The organism is Rhizobium sp. R86522, from assembly GCF_042466255.1.
In the GTDB taxonomy this organism is placed as follows: Bacteria; Pseudomonadota; Alphaproteobacteria; order Rhizobiales; family Rhizobiaceae; genus Allorhizobium.
In genome coordinates this window covers 679,879-696,444 of record NZ_JAXHBX010000001.1, presented here as the reverse complement: position 1 = coordinate 696,444, position 16,566 = coordinate 679,879, and the positions used below count along the sequence as shown (strand labels likewise).

16 protein-coding genes are annotated in these 16,566 nt (G+C 63.0%); 4 read left to right on the top strand and 12 right to left on the bottom strand.

Going from position 1 to position 16,566, the window contains the following annotated elements; all coding sequences use genetic code 11:
- Positions 1 to 36: 36 nt before the first annotated feature.
- The 4 genes from SJY08_RS03280 to SJY08_RS03265 all read right to left on the bottom strand — a co-directional run bounded on the left by SJY08_RS03280 (position 37) and on the right by SJY08_RS03265 (position 5,737).
- Positions 37 to 819 carry an ABC transporter permease gene (locus tag SJY08_RS03280; protein WP_377274688.1) on the bottom strand — a complete coding sequence of 261 codons (783 nt, stop codon included), beginning with the start codon at positions 817 to 819 and terminating at the stop codon, positions 37 to 39.
- Positions 816 to 1,760: an ATP-binding cassette domain-containing protein gene (locus SJY08_RS03275; protein WP_377274687.1), complete on the bottom strand. Its 945-nt coding sequence runs from the start codon at positions 1,758 to 1,760 to the stop codon at positions 816 to 818. The genes SJY08_RS03280 and SJY08_RS03275 overlap by 4 nt, the downstream gene beginning before the upstream one ends.
- A gap of 121 nt (positions 1,761 to 1,881) precedes the next feature.
- Entirely contained in the window at positions 1,882 to 4,377 is a 2,496-nt protein-coding gene (locus SJY08_RS03270; RefSeq protein WP_377274686.1) for a hypothetical protein, read from the bottom strand.
- A 61-nt stretch (positions 4,378 to 4,438) separates the two neighbouring features.
- On the bottom strand, positions 4,439 to 5,737 hold the full coding sequence (locus tag SJY08_RS03265; RefSeq protein WP_054148329.1) for an adenylosuccinate synthase: 1,299 nt from the start codon (positions 5,735 to 5,737) through the stop codon (positions 4,439 to 4,441).
- Between the two features lie 214 nt (positions 5,738 to 5,951).
- On the opposite strand from SJY08_RS03265, the gene SJY08_RS03260 reads away from it, so the two are divergent.
- Complete coding sequence (locus SJY08_RS03260; protein ID WP_150127564.1) at positions 5,952 to 6,851, top strand: DMT family transporter; 900 nt, start codon at positions 5,952 to 5,954, stop codon at positions 6,849 to 6,851.
- Positions 6,852 to 6,866: 15 nt separating this feature from the next.
- On the opposite strand, the gene SJY08_RS03255 is transcribed toward SJY08_RS03260, so the two are convergent.
- The 7 genes from SJY08_RS03255 to ung all read right to left on the bottom strand — a co-directional run bounded on the left by SJY08_RS03255 (position 6,867) and on the right by ung (position 12,527).
- Entirely contained in the window at positions 6,867 to 7,169 is a 303-nt protein-coding gene (locus SJY08_RS03255; RefSeq protein ID WP_377274685.1) for a hypothetical protein, read from the bottom strand.
- A 45-nt stretch (positions 7,170 to 7,214) separates the two neighbouring features.
- Complete coding sequence (locus tag SJY08_RS03250; RefSeq protein ID WP_377274684.1) at positions 7,215 to 7,613, bottom strand: metallophosphoesterase; 399 nt, start codon at positions 7,611 to 7,613, stop codon at positions 7,215 to 7,217.
- Between the two features lie 128 nt (positions 7,614 to 7,741).
- Positions 7,742 to 8,125 (bottom strand): hypothetical protein, encoded by a 384-nt coding sequence (locus SJY08_RS03245; protein ID WP_377274683.1) that lies wholly within the window; start codon positions 8,123 to 8,125, stop codon positions 7,742 to 7,744.
- 81 nt (positions 8,126 to 8,206) lie between these two features.
- Positions 8,207 to 8,605 carry a DUF1236 domain-containing protein gene (locus tag SJY08_RS03240; RefSeq protein WP_377274682.1) on the bottom strand — a complete coding sequence of 133 codons (399 nt, stop codon included), beginning with the start codon at positions 8,603 to 8,605 and terminating at the stop codon, positions 8,207 to 8,209.
- 260 nt (positions 8,606 to 8,865) lie between these two features.
- Positions 8,866 to 10,293 carry an aldehyde dehydrogenase family protein gene (locus SJY08_RS03235; protein WP_377274681.1) on the bottom strand — a complete coding sequence of 476 codons (1,428 nt, stop codon included), beginning with the start codon at positions 10,291 to 10,293 and terminating at the stop codon, positions 8,866 to 8,868.
- Positions 10,294 to 10,404: 111 nt separating this feature from the next.
- Positions 10,405 to 11,679 (bottom strand): NAD(P)/FAD-dependent oxidoreductase, encoded by a 1,275-nt coding sequence (locus SJY08_RS03230; protein ID WP_377274680.1) that lies wholly within the window; start codon positions 11,677 to 11,679, stop codon positions 10,405 to 10,407.
- Between the two features lie 155 nt (positions 11,680 to 11,834).
- Positions 11,835 to 12,527, bottom strand: coding sequence for a uracil-DNA glycosylase (ung, locus tag SJY08_RS03225; protein ID WP_054148324.1), 693 nt, complete (start codon positions 12,525 to 12,527; stop codon positions 11,835 to 11,837).
- A 98-nt stretch (positions 12,528 to 12,625) separates the two neighbouring features.
- Between ung and SJY08_RS03220 the strand changes: the two genes are divergently transcribed.
- The 3 genes from SJY08_RS03220 (at position 12,626) to SJY08_RS03210 (ending at position 14,865) form a co-directional block, all read left to right on the top strand.
- The gene (locus SJY08_RS03220) at positions 12,626 to 12,985 is read left to right on the top strand and encodes a hypothetical protein (protein WP_069043510.1); all 360 of its coding nucleotides are present in this window, start codon (positions 12,626 to 12,628) and stop codon (positions 12,983 to 12,985) included.
- Positions 12,982 to 13,581: a DedA family protein gene (locus SJY08_RS03215; protein WP_377274679.1), complete on the top strand. Its 600-nt coding sequence runs from the start codon at positions 12,982 to 12,984 to the stop codon at positions 13,579 to 13,581. The genes SJY08_RS03220 and SJY08_RS03215 overlap by 4 nt, the downstream gene beginning before the upstream one ends.
- Before the next feature lie 81 nt (positions 13,582 to 13,662).
- Entirely contained in the window at positions 13,663 to 14,865 is a 1,203-nt protein-coding gene (locus tag SJY08_RS03210) for a ceramide glucosyltransferase (protein ID WP_377274678.1), read from the top strand.
- A gap of 77 nt (positions 14,866 to 14,942) precedes the next feature.
- Here SJY08_RS03210 and SJY08_RS03205 read toward each other — a convergent pair whose 3' ends face one another.
- The gene (locus SJY08_RS03205) at positions 14,943 to 16,514 is read right to left on the bottom strand and encodes a GMC family oxidoreductase (protein ID WP_377274677.1); all 1,572 of its coding nucleotides are present in this window, start codon (positions 16,512 to 16,514) and stop codon (positions 14,943 to 14,945) included.
- Between the last annotated feature and the right edge of the window lie 52 nt (positions 16,515 to 16,566).

The window sequence follows — 16,566 nt, the reverse complement described above, 5'->3', positions numbered from 1 at the left end:
CAACCGGGCGGCTTTTCTTTTGTGGGTGGCCGCTTGTTACTCCGATGCCAGTTGCTGCCGCGAGAAGACTGCAAGTCCAAGCCCCGTCAGGACGCAGAACCAGCCGAAAAGCACCGCGGCGCCGATCATTGCCGCAACGGGCGTCCCTCCCGCCAGCAACCAGTCCCGCAAGTCCTGAGCCGCGTAGCCCGGCAATGGCAACCGATCGGCATCAGCTCCCAGATAGAGTTGGAGCAGTGTCGAACCGATCGCCAAGAGAAAGGCTGGGATAACGGCTGCAATCATCGACCGAAAGGCAACCACGAGCAGGGCAGCGAGCGACGCCAGAACCGCAAGTTCAAGAAATGCGATCCCGAATGCCGCCACCAGCGCAATGAGCGAGGACGCCGAGATGTCGAGACCTTGCCCTTGCAAGACACCAAACAGCATGGTCAGCACAATATCGCCGACAGCAGCCAGCAACAGAGCGAATGCGAGCCACGCGAGGCAAACGAGCAGCTTGGCTGCGAAGAACTGCACGCGCGAATGCCTGGGCACCAGCAGCCGCCAGGTGGAATAGCGATACTCGAGAAAGAAGACCGTGGCGATGCCGAGCGCGAAGAGCAGGTGACCCAGCGAATTCCCAGAGAGACTGAGGCTCTTCGCCGCCGACAGGAACACATCGACATCGCCGGACTGCCGCCCCATACGCAGATAGATGAAGCCTGCAATGACCAGCTTGACCAGAAGTGCCGCGAGCGGCACGGCCAGGAAGCCCCAGAAGAGTATGCCCGGCTGACGGACAAGCTTGAGCATTTCGGCAGAGAGAAGCGGGTTCATGAGCGCACCTCCCGCGTCTCTGACAGGAAGACGGTTTCCAGATCCGGCTTGATCCACTTGGCCTCGTGAATGCGAACGCCGGCATTGGCGAGCGACAGGATGAGGTTGGGTACCTCCGTCCGTTCGATCCGTACGTAAACGCCGCCGTCCGCTTCCTCGGCCTCTTCGCCGAGACGGGCAAGCACCGCATCCGGCGCGTCCACTTTCAGCCAGAAGCGACCGTCACGATCAAGGAGGTCGGCAACCGCACCTTCGGCGACCAGCGCCCCCCGCCGGAGGATCGCCACCCGGTCGCAAACCCGCTCCACCTCGTCCAGCAGATGACTGGAAAGAAGCACAGTCAGGCCATCGCGATGCGCCAGTTCGTGGACAAGGGCCCGCATCTCCAGAATGCCATCGGGATCGAGCCCGTTGGTCGGCTCGTCAAGGACGAGCGCCTCGGGCTGCCCGATCAACGCACAGCCGATGCCGAGCCGCTGTTTCATGCCAAGCGAGAAGCCGGAGACGGCCTTGTCAGCCGCCTTTTCAAGGCCAATGCGCCGCAAGATCGGCTCCACAAGCGTTGCGGTACCCGTGGCGCCCGCCAACATCTGCAAATGCTCTCGGGCCGTCAGGAAGGGGTAAAAGCTCGGCGATTCGATCAACATGCCGAGACGGCTGCGCTGGGCGGGGCAAGCCGGCTCGCCGAAGATCCGGATCTCGCCGCGATCGGGCCTGACCAATCCGGCGAGAATGCGCAGGAGCGTGCTCTTGCCCGCGCCGTTCGGACCGAGCAGGCCATAGACGACACCTCGGGGGATGGAAAGGCTCAAATCATCGAGCGCCTTGATGGCCCCGCTTCCACGCCCGAAACCCTTGCTGACGGACAGGAAGGCAATCGCCGGATCACCGCCCGGATCGGCAAAGGGAATCGTCGACACTCGCTGCGCCTGTACTGACATCACGTCGTCCCTGCATTGGTCGCTGGCGGAGAGAACTTCCGCTGCCCTACCCCTGAAATCGAAAACAAAAATCCGCCGGGACATGCCCGACGGATCCGTAGAAAAGCGATAGGGACGAGCCTCAGTTCGCTGGCGCGGCGGGCGTCAATGCCGCCCACTCGCGGATGACCTGATCGAAGACATTGCCACCGGTCGTTCCCTTGTCGAGCGTGATCAGCGCGCGTCTGCCATTGCGGTAGGTGACGGGAATATCGATCCAGCCGCGCGTGGACAGAAGGTCCATGTTGCGCTTTACCACGTCCTCGAAGTCGTTGAGCGCCACGAGATAGGTGTCGTCGGTCACCTTGGCCGTCACGGCAACCAGCGGGTCGCCGCGGTCCTGCTCGGTACGCTTCATGGCAATCCGCTGCAGATTCTCCACCGCACCACCCTCGAAATCCGCAGGCACGGAGAACACCACTTCGATGATGTGGCTCGCCGGCAGCGAATTGTCGGTGTTGCGCTTGAAGGTCAGGAGCGCCGAGATGCCGCGCTCCGGCACGTTGATACGGCCCTGGATCTGCGGATCAGGTCGGCCGTCCGCCCCGTTTTCACGCACAGCCGTCCATGTGATCGAACCAGGCACTGCGACCGGCGTCGCCTGACCGATACGCTCTTCGTAGAGGAAGAGCTTTTCCCCGCCGGCCACGACTGCCGTATTGGCGGCGGTTCCCGGCGTCTGCGTGGCAGCCGCGCCATTGGCAGCAGCCGGCGCATCGGTGGGCTCGACCGTGGACGCCACGGTCTGGGCCGAAACGGAGCGACCTTCGGCGGGCGCGCCCTCGATGGGCGCCGATCCGGCCCCTGCATCGATTTCCGTTCCGTCGGCCTGCAGTCGCTGCGTGAATTTCTGGCTGCCGTCGTCGACTGCAGGTGCCGCCACTTCCGGTGCAGCCGCCGTGTCGGCCGGTGCCTCCGGCTGCTCTGCAGGTGTCGCCGCGGGCGCTTCGGCGGCCTCTTGCGTCGGCACAACCTCGCCCGTCAGGTTGGCGACCATGCTGCCGATCTGATCCCGCATGCTCCAGGCGAGATAACCGCCAGCGCCGAGCACAACCAGCACCAGCGCGGCAACGATGATCGGGGCCGGATTGCGACGCTTCTTCGGCTCGAGGCGATAGGCAGGCTGCTGGCCATAACCGCCGACCAGCGCTTCCATGCCATCGGCCTGGCCCGCGACGTCTACCTGCGCACCCTTGGCGCTGGGTGCAAAGCTGTCGATATGCTCGTCCCATTCGCTGGCCGCAGGGGCGGCCGAAGCAGAAGCCGGAGCACCATTGCCTTTCTGGGTCTCGCCCTGATCGACATGCTCCTGGAACCACTGGCTGAAGTCATCGGCGTCGATTGCCGGTGCCGTGGAGGTGGACGCGATCTTGCCGAGCACGACCGGATCGGCATCGGGAAGGCTCAAGCCCTCCGGCGCGACATAGTCGTTGCTGGCCTCGACCTGTACAGGTTCCTCATAGGCGGGGAACTCGTCGGTCGGCGTATAGGAAACGGCCGGCGGCGCGGTGTCGATTTCCGGCAGTTCGGGCACGCGATTGGCGGCCGTTTCGGTCGCAGCCGGCAGCTCCCAGCTTGCCGAGGGGATGACCGGGGCCGGATCGAGTGCGCGGCTCTGCAGCCAGTCCTCAACCGAATCCACCCGAATGCCAACCTCCGGCGCCTGCGGCGGGAGATAAGGCTCGACCTCGACTGCCGCGTCAGAGCCAAGGGGCTCTTCGGCCACAGGTTCGACCTCGACAACAGGCACAGCATCCCAGGCGGGTGCAGCCGTTTCCGGCTCGTCACCCCGAGGCCAGGTCTCTTCGGCGGTCAGGCCTTCGCCGTAGGGTGCAGCGGCTGCGACCGTTTCGACTTCGTCCCTCGCCTCCGGCGCCGGTTCGTATGGCGGCTCCGGCTCGACGGCAGGAGCATCGTCTTCACGGCTCTCGTAGAGCCGCGAATAGTCGTTCTCCGGCTCCTGAACCGCAAAGGGTTGGTCCTGCCAGGCGGTTTCCGCCGACGGCATCGGTTCGACGGCCTGTTCCGGAACAAACTCTTCTACGGGCGTGATGGTTTCTTCGGCGACGTAGGCTGGTTCTTCGGCGACATAGGCTGGTTCCTCCACCGCTGCAGGTGTCGCAGGCTCGGCCATGTGGGCGTCCGCCCAGTCATCACCGCTTACCGCCGGCTGAGGCTCGACCGGCTGTTCGGCCGGAGCAGCGTCTTCTGCCGGTTCCGGCGCCGCCACATCCTCGTTCGAAGAAGGCGCGTATTCCGGCTGCGGCTCGCCCCAGGCAGGCGCAGAAACAGCCGTTGCCGCTGCCACACCGGCAGCCGCGGCTGCAGGCATGGAAGAATCCGGCGTCTCTTCAAGCGGCGCCAAGGCTTCCGCATGCTCTGCCTCGACCTCCAGGATAGCCTGATCGAGCTTGTCCAGCTGGCGCTGAAGCATGTGCTCGGGCGGGCGCGGTGACATGTTCTCGAGCTGCCGAACGACAGCGGCGCGAGCCTTTTCATAGACCCGCGCACGCATCTCCGGGGTATTGTTCGAGAGCCCGTCAACGGCCCGTCGAATCACTGCGATAAAGTCAGCCATCAGCACTTTCTCTAAGGTGCCGGCCCGCTGAGGGCCGGCAAAGCTTTATTAAATTTTAAGATTAGTCCTCGAAGGGGTCCGTCACAAGTATTGTGTCGTCGCGTTCGGGACTTGTCGACAGGAGGGCGACCGGCGCACCGATCAGTTCTTCCACCTGGCGGACATACTTGATCGCCTGAGCCGGCAAATCCGCCCATTTGCGGGCGCCGACAGTCGATTCTTTCCAGCCTTCGAGCGTGATGTAAACAGGCTCGACTCGCGCCTGGGCGGCCTGGGCGGCCGGCAGATAATCGATTTCCTGGCCGTCGAGCTTATAGCCGACGCAGATCTTTAGCTCTTCAAGGCCGTCGAGAACGTCGAGTTTGGTCAATGCAATGCCGGTGATTCCATTGGTGGCAACCGACTGGCGCACCAGCGCCGCATCGAACCAGCCACAACGGCGCTTGCGGCCCGTGACGGTGCCGAACTCATGGCCCTTCTCACCGAGGAACTGACCGATCTCGTCGTGCAGCTCGGTCGGGAACGGACCTTCACCGACACGCGTCGTGTAGGCCTTGGTGATCCCGAGGATATAGCCGAGCGAGCCCGGGCCCATGCCGGAACCGGCAGCGGCCTGACCGGCAACTGTGTTCGACGAGGTGACGAAGGGATAGGTGCCGTGGTCGATGTCGAGCAGGGAGCCCTGAGCGCCTTCGAACAGGATGCGCGAGCCCTTGCGGCGCTCCTTGTCGAGCAGCACCCAGACCGAATCCATGAACGGCAGCACGCGATCGGCGATAGAAGTCAGCTCTTCCATGATCGTCTTGTGCTCGATTTCGGCAACGCCGAAGCCGCGACGCAGCGCGTTGTGGTGGGTCAGAATACGTTCAACCTTGCCTTCCAGCGCATCGAGATCGGCAAGATCCATCACGCGGATCGCGCGACGACCGACCTTGTCTTCATAGGCCGGGCCGATGCCGCGACGCGTGGTCCCGATCTTGGTGCCGCTGTTCGAGGCCGCATCTTCGCGCATGCCGTCGAGTTCGCGGTGCAGCGAGAGAATCAGCGTGGCGTTTTCGGCGATCCGCAGATTGTCCGGGGTCACTTCGACGCCCTGATCCTTCAGACGGCCGATTTCGGCGATCAGCGCATGCGGATCAACGACCACGCCATTGCCGATGACGGCCTTCTTGCCGGGACGCACGACGCCCGAGGGAAGCAGGGACAGCTTGTAGGAAACGCCGTCGATGACGAGCGTGTGGCCGGCATTGTGTCCGCCCTGGAAGCGGACCACGATGTCCGCACGTTCAGAGAGCCAATCGACAATCTTGCCCTTGCCCTCGTCACCCCATTGCGAACCAATCACCACGACATTCGTCATCACATAATCCTGTATATTGCGCAGTGCCTGCGCCTACCCAAACCCGCGCATCTATACTGTGTTGTTTTTGGGAAATCGACCCGTCTTGACGGGCGATTTGGCTTTTTACGTGACAAAGCGTCCCCCCTGGCCTATTTCGGAGGCAATTGCGCCGTGACGGACCGGGGGGCACACGGTTTCGGCAAGCGGCGTCCGCATGCAGGGAATGACGTCTTTGCCCATCCGCGCCTATACCTTTCTCGTCATCACGACCTTGCTCTGGGGCGGCAATACGATTGCTGGCAAGCTGGCGCTTGGCCATGTGAGCCCGATGGTCCTGAGCTTCGGCCGCTGGGCGCTGGCGACCCTCGTGATCGCGTCAATTGCAATCCCGCAGATCCGCAAGGACTGGGATGTCCTCAAAGCCAACTGGAAGCTGCTGATCTTCTACGGCGCGGTGGGCTATGCCGCCTTCAACGGCTTTCTCTATACGGCGCTCAAGTATACCAGCGCGGTCAACGGCGCGATCGAACAGGGTGCGATCCCGGTCCTGATCTTCGTCATCAACTTCCTGCTGTTTCGCATTGCCGTCTCCGCGGTCCAGATCCTGGGCTTCATGATCAGCTTCATCGGGGCTGCCGTCACCGCCTCCCATGGCGATCTCCAGACCTTGCTCACCCTGACGCTGAATTATGGCGATCTGCTGATGCTGTTTGCCGGCATCGCTTACGCGATCTATACCGTGTCATTGCGCTGGAAACCGCCTGTCCACTGGAAGAGCCTGATGGCGGTGCCGGCACTCGCCGCCGCCGTCACCTGTCTGCCGCTTCTCTGGTGGGAAGCGGGCCGAGGCGAGCTGATCCTCCCCGATACGCGCGGCTGGCTGATCATTCTCTATGCCGGGCTGTTCCCCTCGCTGATCTCGCAGATCCTCTACATCAAGGGCGTCGAAGGCATCGGCGCCAACCGGGCCGGCCTCTTCATCAATCTCGTTCCGGTCTTCGGCACGCTGCTATCGGTCACCATTCTCGGCGAAAAGCTGGAAGTTTTCCATGTGGTGGCATTGGTGCTGGTTCTCGGTGGCATCGCCATCGCCGAATGGGGCAAGCCCGCACCTGACAAGGCTCCGCGCTGACAACCTCAAGAAAGGTTAGCCGACAGAGAGGATTGTCACGTCTCCCGCCAAAACACGCGCCGCTGTCAGCCGCCCGCTGCGATAGCAATGCGTGTCGAGACTGACCCGATCCGGACCGACATGGGCTTCCCGCATCGGCGTATGCCCATGAAAGACACGGACAGGCAGACCCGGACCGAGATCGAGGAAGGATCGCCTGATCCACATGAGGTCGTCATCGGTCTGCTCGGAAAGCGGTCGCCCCGGCTTTAGACCGGCATGGGCGAAGACATCCGTACCCATGGTGAGCAGCACCGGCAGCGATCTGAGAAACGCCACATGGCCGCTCGGAACTGCATTCCTAATGGCCTCGCGCAAAGCAAATCAGCCAGCAGGCAGAGTGAAACCGTCGATCTCGACCCCGTAGGACGCCAAGGTCGTCTCCGCACCGTGGTCGAGGACCCAGTCACCGGCCGGATCACCGTCGAGAAATGCGAGGAAGGCGTCGTCGTGATTGCCCCGCAGGCAAACCCGCTCGAATCCTGAAGGCGGCGATGCCGTGAGATGATAGAGGACGGCAGCGGATTTCGGGCCTCGGTCGACATAGTCGCCGAGCATCACGATCAGCTTGCGCCCCTCTATCGACTGCGCGTCCTCGCGGATCATGTCTTCCAGCTCCAGAAGCGCGTCGAGACAGCCATGCACGTCACCGATTGCGTAGACAGCGGCATAGTCGGAGGGATCGATGACGAGACGTGGTGGGCGACCTGTGTCAGTGCTCATGAGCCCCTCATCACCCATTGGACGTTCTCCTGTCCTGTCGCTGCGCTGCACGCAGTGAGAGAAAAGCGTATCGGCACTAAAAAGGCCAGCCCCAAAGGGGCCGGCCTCGCAGTGCTTCAAGACACCGATTAAGGCGTCGTGGTAGGTGGCGGCGTATCGGTGGCACCACCGGTCGGAGCCGGTGTCGCAGGTGCCGCCGGTGCCGGATCGCTTGCCGGCGGCGGGGTGACCGGATCGGCAGCCGGGGGCGTTGCCGTACCTGCCGGCGGCGTCGTCGTGTCAGCCGGCGGCGGAGCCGGAGCATCGGCCGGCGGTGCCGCAGGCGTGCTGCTTTCCGTGGCCGGAGCAACCGGGGTCTCGGCGGTGTCATTGCCACCGAAGACGAAGTATGCGCCGGCTGCGATCACCACGATCAGCAGGACTGCGATGCCCCAGGTAGCGCCGCTGCCCGCAGTGGTCTGCTGGGTGACGTGCGGACGCTGATCGAGGCGGGGATCAGGACGTTGGTCCATGGTATTTCCTCCTGGTTTGGGTGACCGACCGCTGCGCGGTCGGCCGTTAGCTTGCTTATTCACAAGGCTGGCAATCGGCGCTTACTGGACGACGCCGACGACGACATAGGTCTGCGGGTCAACGATGACGCGCTGGTTGTTGACCACGGCATAGGCATAGGTCGGATCCTCGGGGATCGTGGTCAGGACAACTTCCTGCGGAAGAGGTTCACCGACGACCACCTGCCGCTCGATCACGACCGGCTGAGCCGGGACCGGCTGCTGCTGGACATAGGTGACAACCCGGTCCGGCGGCGGGGCGACTGCGGTACCGGCAATGGCGCCGACGACGCCACCTACGGCTGCGCCAACGGGACCGCCGACAATAGCACCGGTCACGGCACCACCGGCAGCACCGGTGACCGTACCTTCCTGCGCCAGGACAGGAGAAGCGACGGCACCAAGTACGACTGCGCTAAGAGCGATAATCTTCGTATTCATGGCTTGATCCTTTCCGTTGACTGCCATTGACGGAAAGAACGGACTTCACGCGAAATTGTTCCGCGCACCTGTCCTAAGACTCTACTGCAAGCCTTTGGAAAAATTGGCAGAATTTAGGCAGAAGCGTAACATCTGTGGCAGATATTACTTGAGGTGGCAGTAGAACTGCAGTCGCTCAAGGGCGAGCCGATGCCAAAGCTGAAAAGCCCACGGCGCGTTTGCGGCGGGACGGACGGCGTGATGAGTGTTCTGAAAGCCGCTCAGGCGCCCCAGCCAACGATGCCCTTGATCTCGAGAAAGTCGTTGATCCCCCAGTCGGCATATTCGCGCCCGTTGCCGGATTGTTTGTAGCCGCCGAACGGCGCGGACGTGTCCCAGTCCGGATAGTTCAGATAGACGGAGCCTGCGCGCATCTGCCCTGCAACCCGCCGCGCATGGTCGATATCCTGCGACTGAACATAGGCAGCGAGGCCATAGACGGTGTCGTTGGCGATTGCGATCGCCTCCTCTTCGGTCTCGTAGGGCATGATCGACAGCACGGGGCCGAAAATCTCTTCACGGGCGATCGTCATATCCGGCGTCACATGGCCGAAAACCGTAGGGCGGATATAGTAGCCGCGGTTCAGGCCCTCGGGCCGCCCGGGACCGCCGGTGACCAGCAGCGCGCCTTCTTCGATCCCCATTTCGATCAGCCGCTGGATCTTGTTGTATTGAATGTCGCTCACCACAGGACCGAGGACGGTATCTTCGGCTCTGGGATCACCGACCTTGTGAGCGTCCGCAGCCTCGCGCGCAATATGAAGCGCCTCGTCATGGCGATCGGCCGGGACCAGCATCCGGGTCGGCGCATCGCAGGACTGGCCCGAATTGCCGAAGCAGCCCTCCACGCCCTTGCGCACGGCAGTCTCTAAATCGGCATCCGGAAGGATGATGTTCGCCGACTTGCCGCCCAGCTCCTGCGCCACACGCTTGACCGTGTCGGCCGCCGTCTTGGCGACGATGATGCCGGCACGCGTCGAGCCGGTGAACGACACCATGTCGACATCGGGATGGCCCGCCATCACCTGACCAACTTCGGGGCCGCGGCCGTTGACCAGGTTGAACACCCCGTCAGGCGTCCCAGCCGCCTGCATCACCTCGGCAAAGATCAGCCCCGAGACCGGCGCGATCTCCGAGGGCTTGAGCACGACGGTGCAGCCGGCGGCAATTGCCGGAGCAACCTTGCAGACGATCTGGTTGAGCGGCCAGTTCCAGGGCGTGATAAGCGCACAGACGCCGATTGGCTCCTTGACGATGCGGGTCGAGCCACGCTGTTCCATGAATTCGAAGCTCTTGAAGGCGGCAATCGTTGCCTCCAGATGCGCTCGCCCTGCCCCGGCTTGAGAGTCTCGTGCGAAAGTGAGCGGCGCACCCATTTCACGACTGATGGCCTGGGCGATGTCGTCGAAGCGCTCGTTGTAAACAGTAAGGATGCGCTCAAGAAGCGCCAGTCGCTCCGACCGGTCGGTCAGCGAGAAAGTGGCAAAGGCTTTTCGTGCGGCTGCCACGGCGCGTTCGACATCGCCGCGTCCGCCGATGGAGATCGTCGTAAAGGCCTCCTCGGTGGACGGATCGATCACGTCCAGCACCGCAGGCTCCAGCGGATCCACCCACGCACCGTCTATGAAGAACTTCAGATGGTTGGACATGCGCGCTCCAGCGGAGTGAAAGTAAGGTATGTTGCACTATTGGTCACATGCCGGATCACGGCAAGCATCCAAAACGGCGTGATCAGGCTTTCCCCAACCTCAATGCGGGGATCAGCGTTCCAGTCCATCGAGCAATCTATACCAGGCAAGATGGGCAGCGACACCGAGACGTCGGAAGCGATGCAGCGGAATGGGTACCACGGGCGTGATCGGCAGTGGCAGGGCCTCCCGGCTGCCCTCGGCCAGATACCGCGCGAGAGCCCGACCGAGCGCCACCATCAGCCCAATGCCGCGCCCCTGGCAGCCGACCGCCATCAGAAGCCCAGGGTGAGGCTCGTGGAGATGCGGCAGATGGTCGGGCGTCATCGCGACACGACCGAACCAGCGCTGCTCGATCCGCACGGAGCCAAGCATGGGAAAGAGCCGAAGCATGGCCCGCTCCAGATGCAGCCAATCGTCTGTCGATTGCGATACGCGCATCGGCCCCCGTCCACCGAGAACCAGACGACCGTCTGCGCTGCGGCGATAGTAGACGAGGATACGCCGGCTGTCTGACACCGCCTGTCCGCTTGGCAGGACGAAATCGAAATCCGGCGGTAGCGGCTGCGTGGCAATCTGGAAGGAATGCAGCCAGATGAGGCTCTGGGCAAGGTTCGGCACCAGCCCCTCGGAATAGGCGTTGGTCGCGACAAGGACTTTCGGCGCCCGGAACGAGCGGCCGGATTGCGTTGTGATTTGCCAGAACGCTCCGTCCCTCTGCAGCGACATGGCGGCATCATTCAGAACAAGCGCCGCGCCGGCTTCCGTCGCGACACGCGCCAGTTCATGCACGAGCGCCAGCGGATTGACGACACCGGCGCGACGGTCGAGAAAACCGCCGCGATAGCCTTCGGCACCGGTCAGAAGCGCAATCTCTGCAGAATTGAGAAGCGCCACATCCGCCCCTTGAGCCCGCCATTGCCGATTGCGCTGAGCGGCCGCCTGCATGGCGGTCTCGGTATGCGCCGCCTGGATCCAGCCGGAGCGCGTATGCTCGACATCGAGCCCCTCGCGGGCGATGAGATCGAAGACAAGATCTGCCGTCCCCGCCGAAAACTCGATCAGCCTTCGGCCGGTCTCTTCACCGAAAAGCGCAAGCAGCGTTTCCGGATCCTGCTTCAGTCCCGGGATCACCTGGCCGCCATTCACCCCGGATGCACCGTCACCGATCCCGCCGGCTTCGATGACCTGTACCGAAAGCCCGGCGCGGGCCGCATGCAGCGCTGTCGAAAGACCCTGATACCCGGCACCAATGACAACAAGGTCGAGATCGCCCTCTTCACAGCGACAAAGAAGCGGCGAAACGGGCCGTCGCCAAACGGACGAAACCGGAATTGCGGACTGCATAAAGGTGAGACCTGAAAACGACTGGAAAAATCGTCGAGCAATCTGCCCCGCCCCAATAAAGCACACAATAAACGTCAGGCTGTATTTTGTTCGCTCGGTAGAATGACGATTTACTTACTTAAGCAGGTTTCGATAAGGGCATCCAGGATCCCGCCTCATGCTTCGCTGGGCAACTGCCAATCAATCGCGTTTCTGCCCTTGGAGAGAAGATAATCATTGGCTTGCGAAAAATGCCGGCAGCCGAAGAAACCGTTATGTGCTGAAAGCGGCGAGGGATGCGGCGCCTTCAAGATCAGATGGCGGGACCCATCGACAAAGGCAGCCTTCTTCTGCGCGTAGGAGCCCCACAGCATGAAGACGACATGCTCGCAATCCTCGTTAACAGCGCGGATCACCGCATCGGTAAACCGCTCCCAGCCTTGCCCCTGATGCGAGGCCGCCCGCGCCTCCTCGACCGTCAGCACGCTGTTGAGAAGCAGCACACCCTGTTGCGCCCAGTGCTCCAGGAAGCCGTGCCGTGCCGGCGCAATGCCGAGGTCGCTCTGCAGCTCCTTGTAGATGTTGACGAGCGAGGGCGGGATGCGCACGCCGGGTTTGACGCTGAAGCACAACCCATGCGCCTGCCCCGCCCCGTGATAGGGATCTTGGCCGAGGATCACCACCCGGACTTCGTCGAGTGGGGTCAGATCAAGCGCCCGGAAATACTCCGCACCCTTGGGGAAGATCTGCTTGCCAGCCGCCTTTTCTGCCCTCAGGAAATCCTTGAGATTGCGCATGTAGGGCTGCGCGAACTCGTCTCCCAGCACCGCTTTCCAGCTGTCTTCGAGCCGGACACCCACCTCCGCCATTGCCGCCGCTCCTCGTTCTCGCTTACATGCTTCGTGACGATAGAGAGCCGGCAACCGGACCTGTCAACCTCAACCCGACCTGAGCACACAAGAGAACCGTGAAGTCATTCCTGAAACTCTGGCGCCGCCAGCGCATTCTGACATCGGCATTCCTGCTGGCGATGGCGCTCGCAATCTTCTTCGCCGGGCGAACGATTTTCTTCGTGACCTACTGGAACGACCCCGCCCGCCAGGACCTTCCGCCTGAACCCTGGATGACGATCGGCTATGTCGCCCATTCCTGGCATGTGCCGGTCGAGAAGCTCGCCCGCGACCTTGATCTGCCACCGCCGCCAAAGGATGGCCCGCGCCCCTCGCTGGAGCGATTGGCAGAAGAGCGTGGCCAGGACTTCGAAGAGTTCAAGGCCGAGATAGAGGCCTCCCTTGCCGAACTGCGCCGGCAGGTGCCTCCGAGATGACCCTGACCGAGACGCTGCTCGCATCGCTGCCGTCCTATGGCCTGTTGCTGCTTGCGCTGGTCGTCGGCATCAGTTGCCTCGGCGCGCCCCTGCCCGCCTCGATCGTCATGATGCTGATGGGCGCATTGGCGGCCGCCGGAGACTTCACGCTGGCCTATGTCATTGCCGTGGCACTCACCTCGGCCGTGGCGGGAGACCAGATCGGCTACATGCTTGGCCGCCTCGCCGGACAGCGCCTCGTCCCGATCGTCAGCCGCGAGCCGGCACGCCGCAAAGCGATAGAACGGGCGCAGCACGAGATGGATGCACGCGGGACTGTCGCCGTCTTTCTCACCCGCTGGCTGCTTTCCCCGCTCGGCCCCTATCTGAACCTTTTGGCCGGAGCCTCAGGCTTTTCCTGGGCCCGCTTCACGCTGGCAGGCATCCTTGGAGAGATGGTCTGGGTCGGTCTCTATACCGGTCTCGGAGCGGCCTTCAGCGAGAGCGTCACGGAGATCGCCGAAATCAGCGGCAGCATCAGCGGCTTCCTGGCGGCCGGTGCCGTTGCCGCATTCCTGGGTTTCAAACTGCTTCGCGCTCTGCGCAGCAAGGACTGAAGCCACATAGCGAACCCGGTGAGGCTTCGCCGAACTGTCACACAGCGGTGCTATCCGGATACCAAAATCCGGAGACTCGCCATGACTTTTCTGATCTGGTTTGCCGCGATCGCGCTTCTCGCCCAGCTTGCAAGCATCGCCATCGTCCTCTCCGTCAAGCTGCGCCACCGAAGCCGAGAGGCTGCGCCGACGCCGCGCCCGCCGGTCACCCTCATCCGCCCGATCTGCGGACTGGAAAACAATCTCGAGCGCTGCCTCGCATCCTCCTTCCGGCTCGATTGGCCGACCTATGAAATCCTCTTTTGTGTCGCAAGAGCCGACGATCCGGCTGCCGCCCTCGCCCGTCGCCTGATGGCGGAGCATCCCGACGTCCCATCGACGCTTCTCGTTGGCGAAGATCCCTTCAGCGCCAATCCCAAGCTGAACAACGTGGTCAAGGGCTGGCGCTCCGCCCGCCATGACTGGATCGTCATGACCGACAGCAACGTGCTGATGCCAGCAGACACCATCGAGCGCATGATCGCCCGCTGGGACAGCGGGACCGGCCTCGTCTGCTCGCCACCGGTGGGAACCGAGCCGGAGAACGCTGGCGCCCTTCTCGAAAGCGCCTGGCTCAACAGTTTCCAGGCCCGCTGGCAGCTCTTCGCCGACGCCTGTGGCTTTGGCTTTGCCCAGGGCAAATCGATGCTGTTCAACCGTCACGTGATGACGCAGCTCGGCGGTTTCGAGCGACTGGGCGACGAAGTCGCCGAGGATGCCGCCGCAACACTGCTGATCCGCACTGCGGACCTCAAGGTCCGCATCGTTCACGAGCCCTTCCCGCAGCCGCTCGGCAAGCGGGACATCGCCGCCGTCTGGAAGCGACAGCTGCGGTGGGCGCGCCTGCGCCGAGCCTCTTTCCCGCTCTATTTCCTGCCGGAAATCCTGACAGGCGCAGCCCTGCCGACGGCAGCCATGATTGCGCTCGCGGCGACAGGTACACTGCCGCTTCTCGCCCCGCTCGCCTATCTTGCCGCCTGGTATGGCGCAGAAGTGCTGCTCGCTCGAGGCTATGGCTGGCCAAGCAGCTGGCGCATCCTGCCCGCGATGCTCGCCCGTGATCTGCTTTTGCCGGCTCTCTTTGTCGCCGCCTGGTTCGGCAGCGGTTTCGAATGGCGCGGCAATGCGATGACTGTCGCCGACAACGACAACAGCCGCAGCGCACGCATCCGCGAGGCCGTTGTCCGCACCCGCAACAAGGCACGCGAGAAAGCCCGCGCTCTGGTTGCGGCCCGAAGCCACTAAGGCTCTTCTCCCCACGAAAAAGCGGGCAGGACCGCTCGTCGCGATCGCTGCCCGCAAGAGGGAGGTAGTTCCGCCTCTCAGATCGTGCCTTGGCCCATCTGTTCGGCGATGTAATCCGCCTGGCGGATCGCAAGAGAGACGATCGTCAGGGTCGGATTTTCGGCCGCTCCGGTGGTGAACTGGCTGCCATCGGAGACGAAAAGGTTGCTGATGTCGTGTGTCTGGCCCCACTTGTTGACGACACCATCCTGGGCCTTCTCGCTCATGCGGTTGGTGCCGAGATTGTGGGTCGACGGATAGGGCGGCGTCGGGAAGGCACGGGTTGCCCCAACTGCCTCATAGAGGGCCACGCCCTGCTTGTAGGCGTGATTGCGCATCGCCTCGTCGTTCGGATGGTCGGTGAACCAGACGTCCGGGATCGGCATGCCGTATTTGTCCTTCAGCTCGCCATGCAGCTTCACGGCATTCTGCTCCTGCGGCATGTCCTCGCCGACGATCCAGAGACCCGCCATATTGGCATACTGGTCCATGGCCGAGGCAAACGAGCGACCCCAGCCACCCGGATCGAGGAAGGCCGCCATGAAGGGCACGCCGAGCGCCAGCGTCTCGAGCTCATAGCCACCGACGAAGCCGCGTGACGGATCGTGACGTGCCTCGTCCTGGATGATCCCTGCCATGGTCGTGCCGCGATAGAAATGCACCGGCTTGTCGAAGACGGCATAGACCGAGCCGGTCGTATGGCGCATGTAGTTCTTGCCGACCTGGCCGGAGGAGTTGGCGAGACCATCCGGGAACTTCGACGAGGCGGAGTTGAGCAGCAGGCGCGGGCTTTCGATCGAATTGCCGGCAACGCAGATGATGCGCGCCTTCTGGCTTTGCAGATTGCCATCCTTGTCGGCATAGACAACGGCGGTCACCTTGCCCGTGTCATCATGCTCGATTTTGACGACATGCGAGTTCGGCCGGACTTCGAGCTTGCCGGTCGCCTCGCCCTTCGGGATTTCCGTGTAGAGCGTCGACCACTTCGCGCCCCATTTACAGCCCTGGAAGCAGAAGCCGGTCTGCTGACAGCTCATGCGGTCATCGCGATCGGCCGAGTTGATCGCCATGTTGCCGGTGTGACAGTTCTTGTAGCCGAGCTTGTCGGCACCGGCCTTCAGGATCTTGAAGTTGTTGTTGCCGGGCAGGCCCTCGATCCCATTGGTACGGGTGACGCCCATCTTGTCTTCGGCCTTGGCATAGTAAGGCTCGAGATCGGCGAGTGTGATCGGCCAGTCGAGGAGGTTGGCGCCCTCGACCTTGCCGTAATGGGTCAGCGTCTTGAACTCGTGCTCCTGGATGCGCAGCGAGGCACCCGCCCAGTGGGTGGTGGTGCCGCCGACCGCCTTGACGATCCAGGCCGGCAGGTTGGGGAAGTCCTTCGACACCCGCCAGCCGCCACCGGTGGTGCGGTTGTCGAGCCAGGCGAGCTGAGAAAAGCTCTCCCATTCGTCATTGATGAAATCCTCGTATTCGATACGGGCGCCGGCTTCGAGCACGACCACGTCGATGCCCTTCTGGGCAAGCTCGTTGGCAAGCGTGCCGCCGCCTGCACCGGAACCGATGATGACGACCACGCTGTCGTCGTTGAGATCATAGGGCGCTGCCATGTTTTCCTCCCGGGAAATCGGTCAATTTGGGTAAGCGCCGCCGTTCCCATCC

Bases quoted from the DNA above. Each gene is read 5' to 3' on its own strand.
- SJY08_RS03280 (WP_377274688.1), bottom strand. From the start codon at position 819: ATGAACCCGCTTCTCTCTGCCGAAATGCTCAAGCTTGTCCGTCAGCCG.
- SJY08_RS03275 (WP_377274687.1), bottom strand. From the start codon at position 1,760: ATGTCAGTACAGGCGCAGCGAGTGTCGACGATTCCCTTTGCCGATCCG.
- SJY08_RS03270 (WP_377274686.1), bottom strand. From the start codon at position 4,377: ATGGCTGACTTTATCGCAGTGATTCGACGGGCCGTTGACGGGCTCTCG.
- SJY08_RS03265 (WP_054148329.1), bottom strand. From the start codon at position 5,737: ATGACGAATGTCGTGGTGATTGGTTCGCAATGGGGTGACGAGGGCAAG.
- SJY08_RS03250 (WP_377274684.1), bottom strand. From the start codon at position 7,613: ATGAGCACTGACACAGGTCGCCCACCACGTCTCGTCATCGATCCCTCC.
- SJY08_RS03245 (WP_377274683.1), bottom strand. From the start codon at position 8,125: ATGGACCAACGTCCTGATCCCCGCCTCGATCAGCGTCCGCACGTCACC.
- SJY08_RS03240 (WP_377274682.1), bottom strand. From the start codon at position 8,605: ATGAATACGAAGATTATCGCTCTTAGCGCAGTCGTACTTGGTGCCGTC.
- SJY08_RS03235 (WP_377274681.1), bottom strand. From the start codon at position 10,293: ATGTCCAACCATCTGAAGTTCTTCATAGACGGTGCGTGGGTGGATCCG.
- SJY08_RS03230 (WP_377274680.1), bottom strand. From the start codon at position 11,679: ATGCAGTCCGCAATTCCGGTTTCGTCCGTTTGGCGACGGCCCGTTTCG.
- ung (WP_054148324.1), bottom strand. From the start codon at position 12,527: ATGGCGGAGGTGGGTGTCCGGCTCGAAGACAGCTGGAAAGCGGTGCTG.
- SJY08_RS03215 (WP_377274679.1), top strand. From the start codon at position 12,982: ATGACCCTGACCGAGACGCTGCTCGCATCGCTGCCGTCCTATGGCCTG.
- SJY08_RS03210 (WP_377274678.1), top strand. From the start codon at position 13,663: ATGACTTTTCTGATCTGGTTTGCCGCGATCGCGCTTCTCGCCCAGCTT.
- SJY08_RS03205 (WP_377274677.1), bottom strand. From the start codon at position 16,514: ATGGCAGCGCCCTATGATCTCAACGACGACAGCGTGGTCGTCATCATC.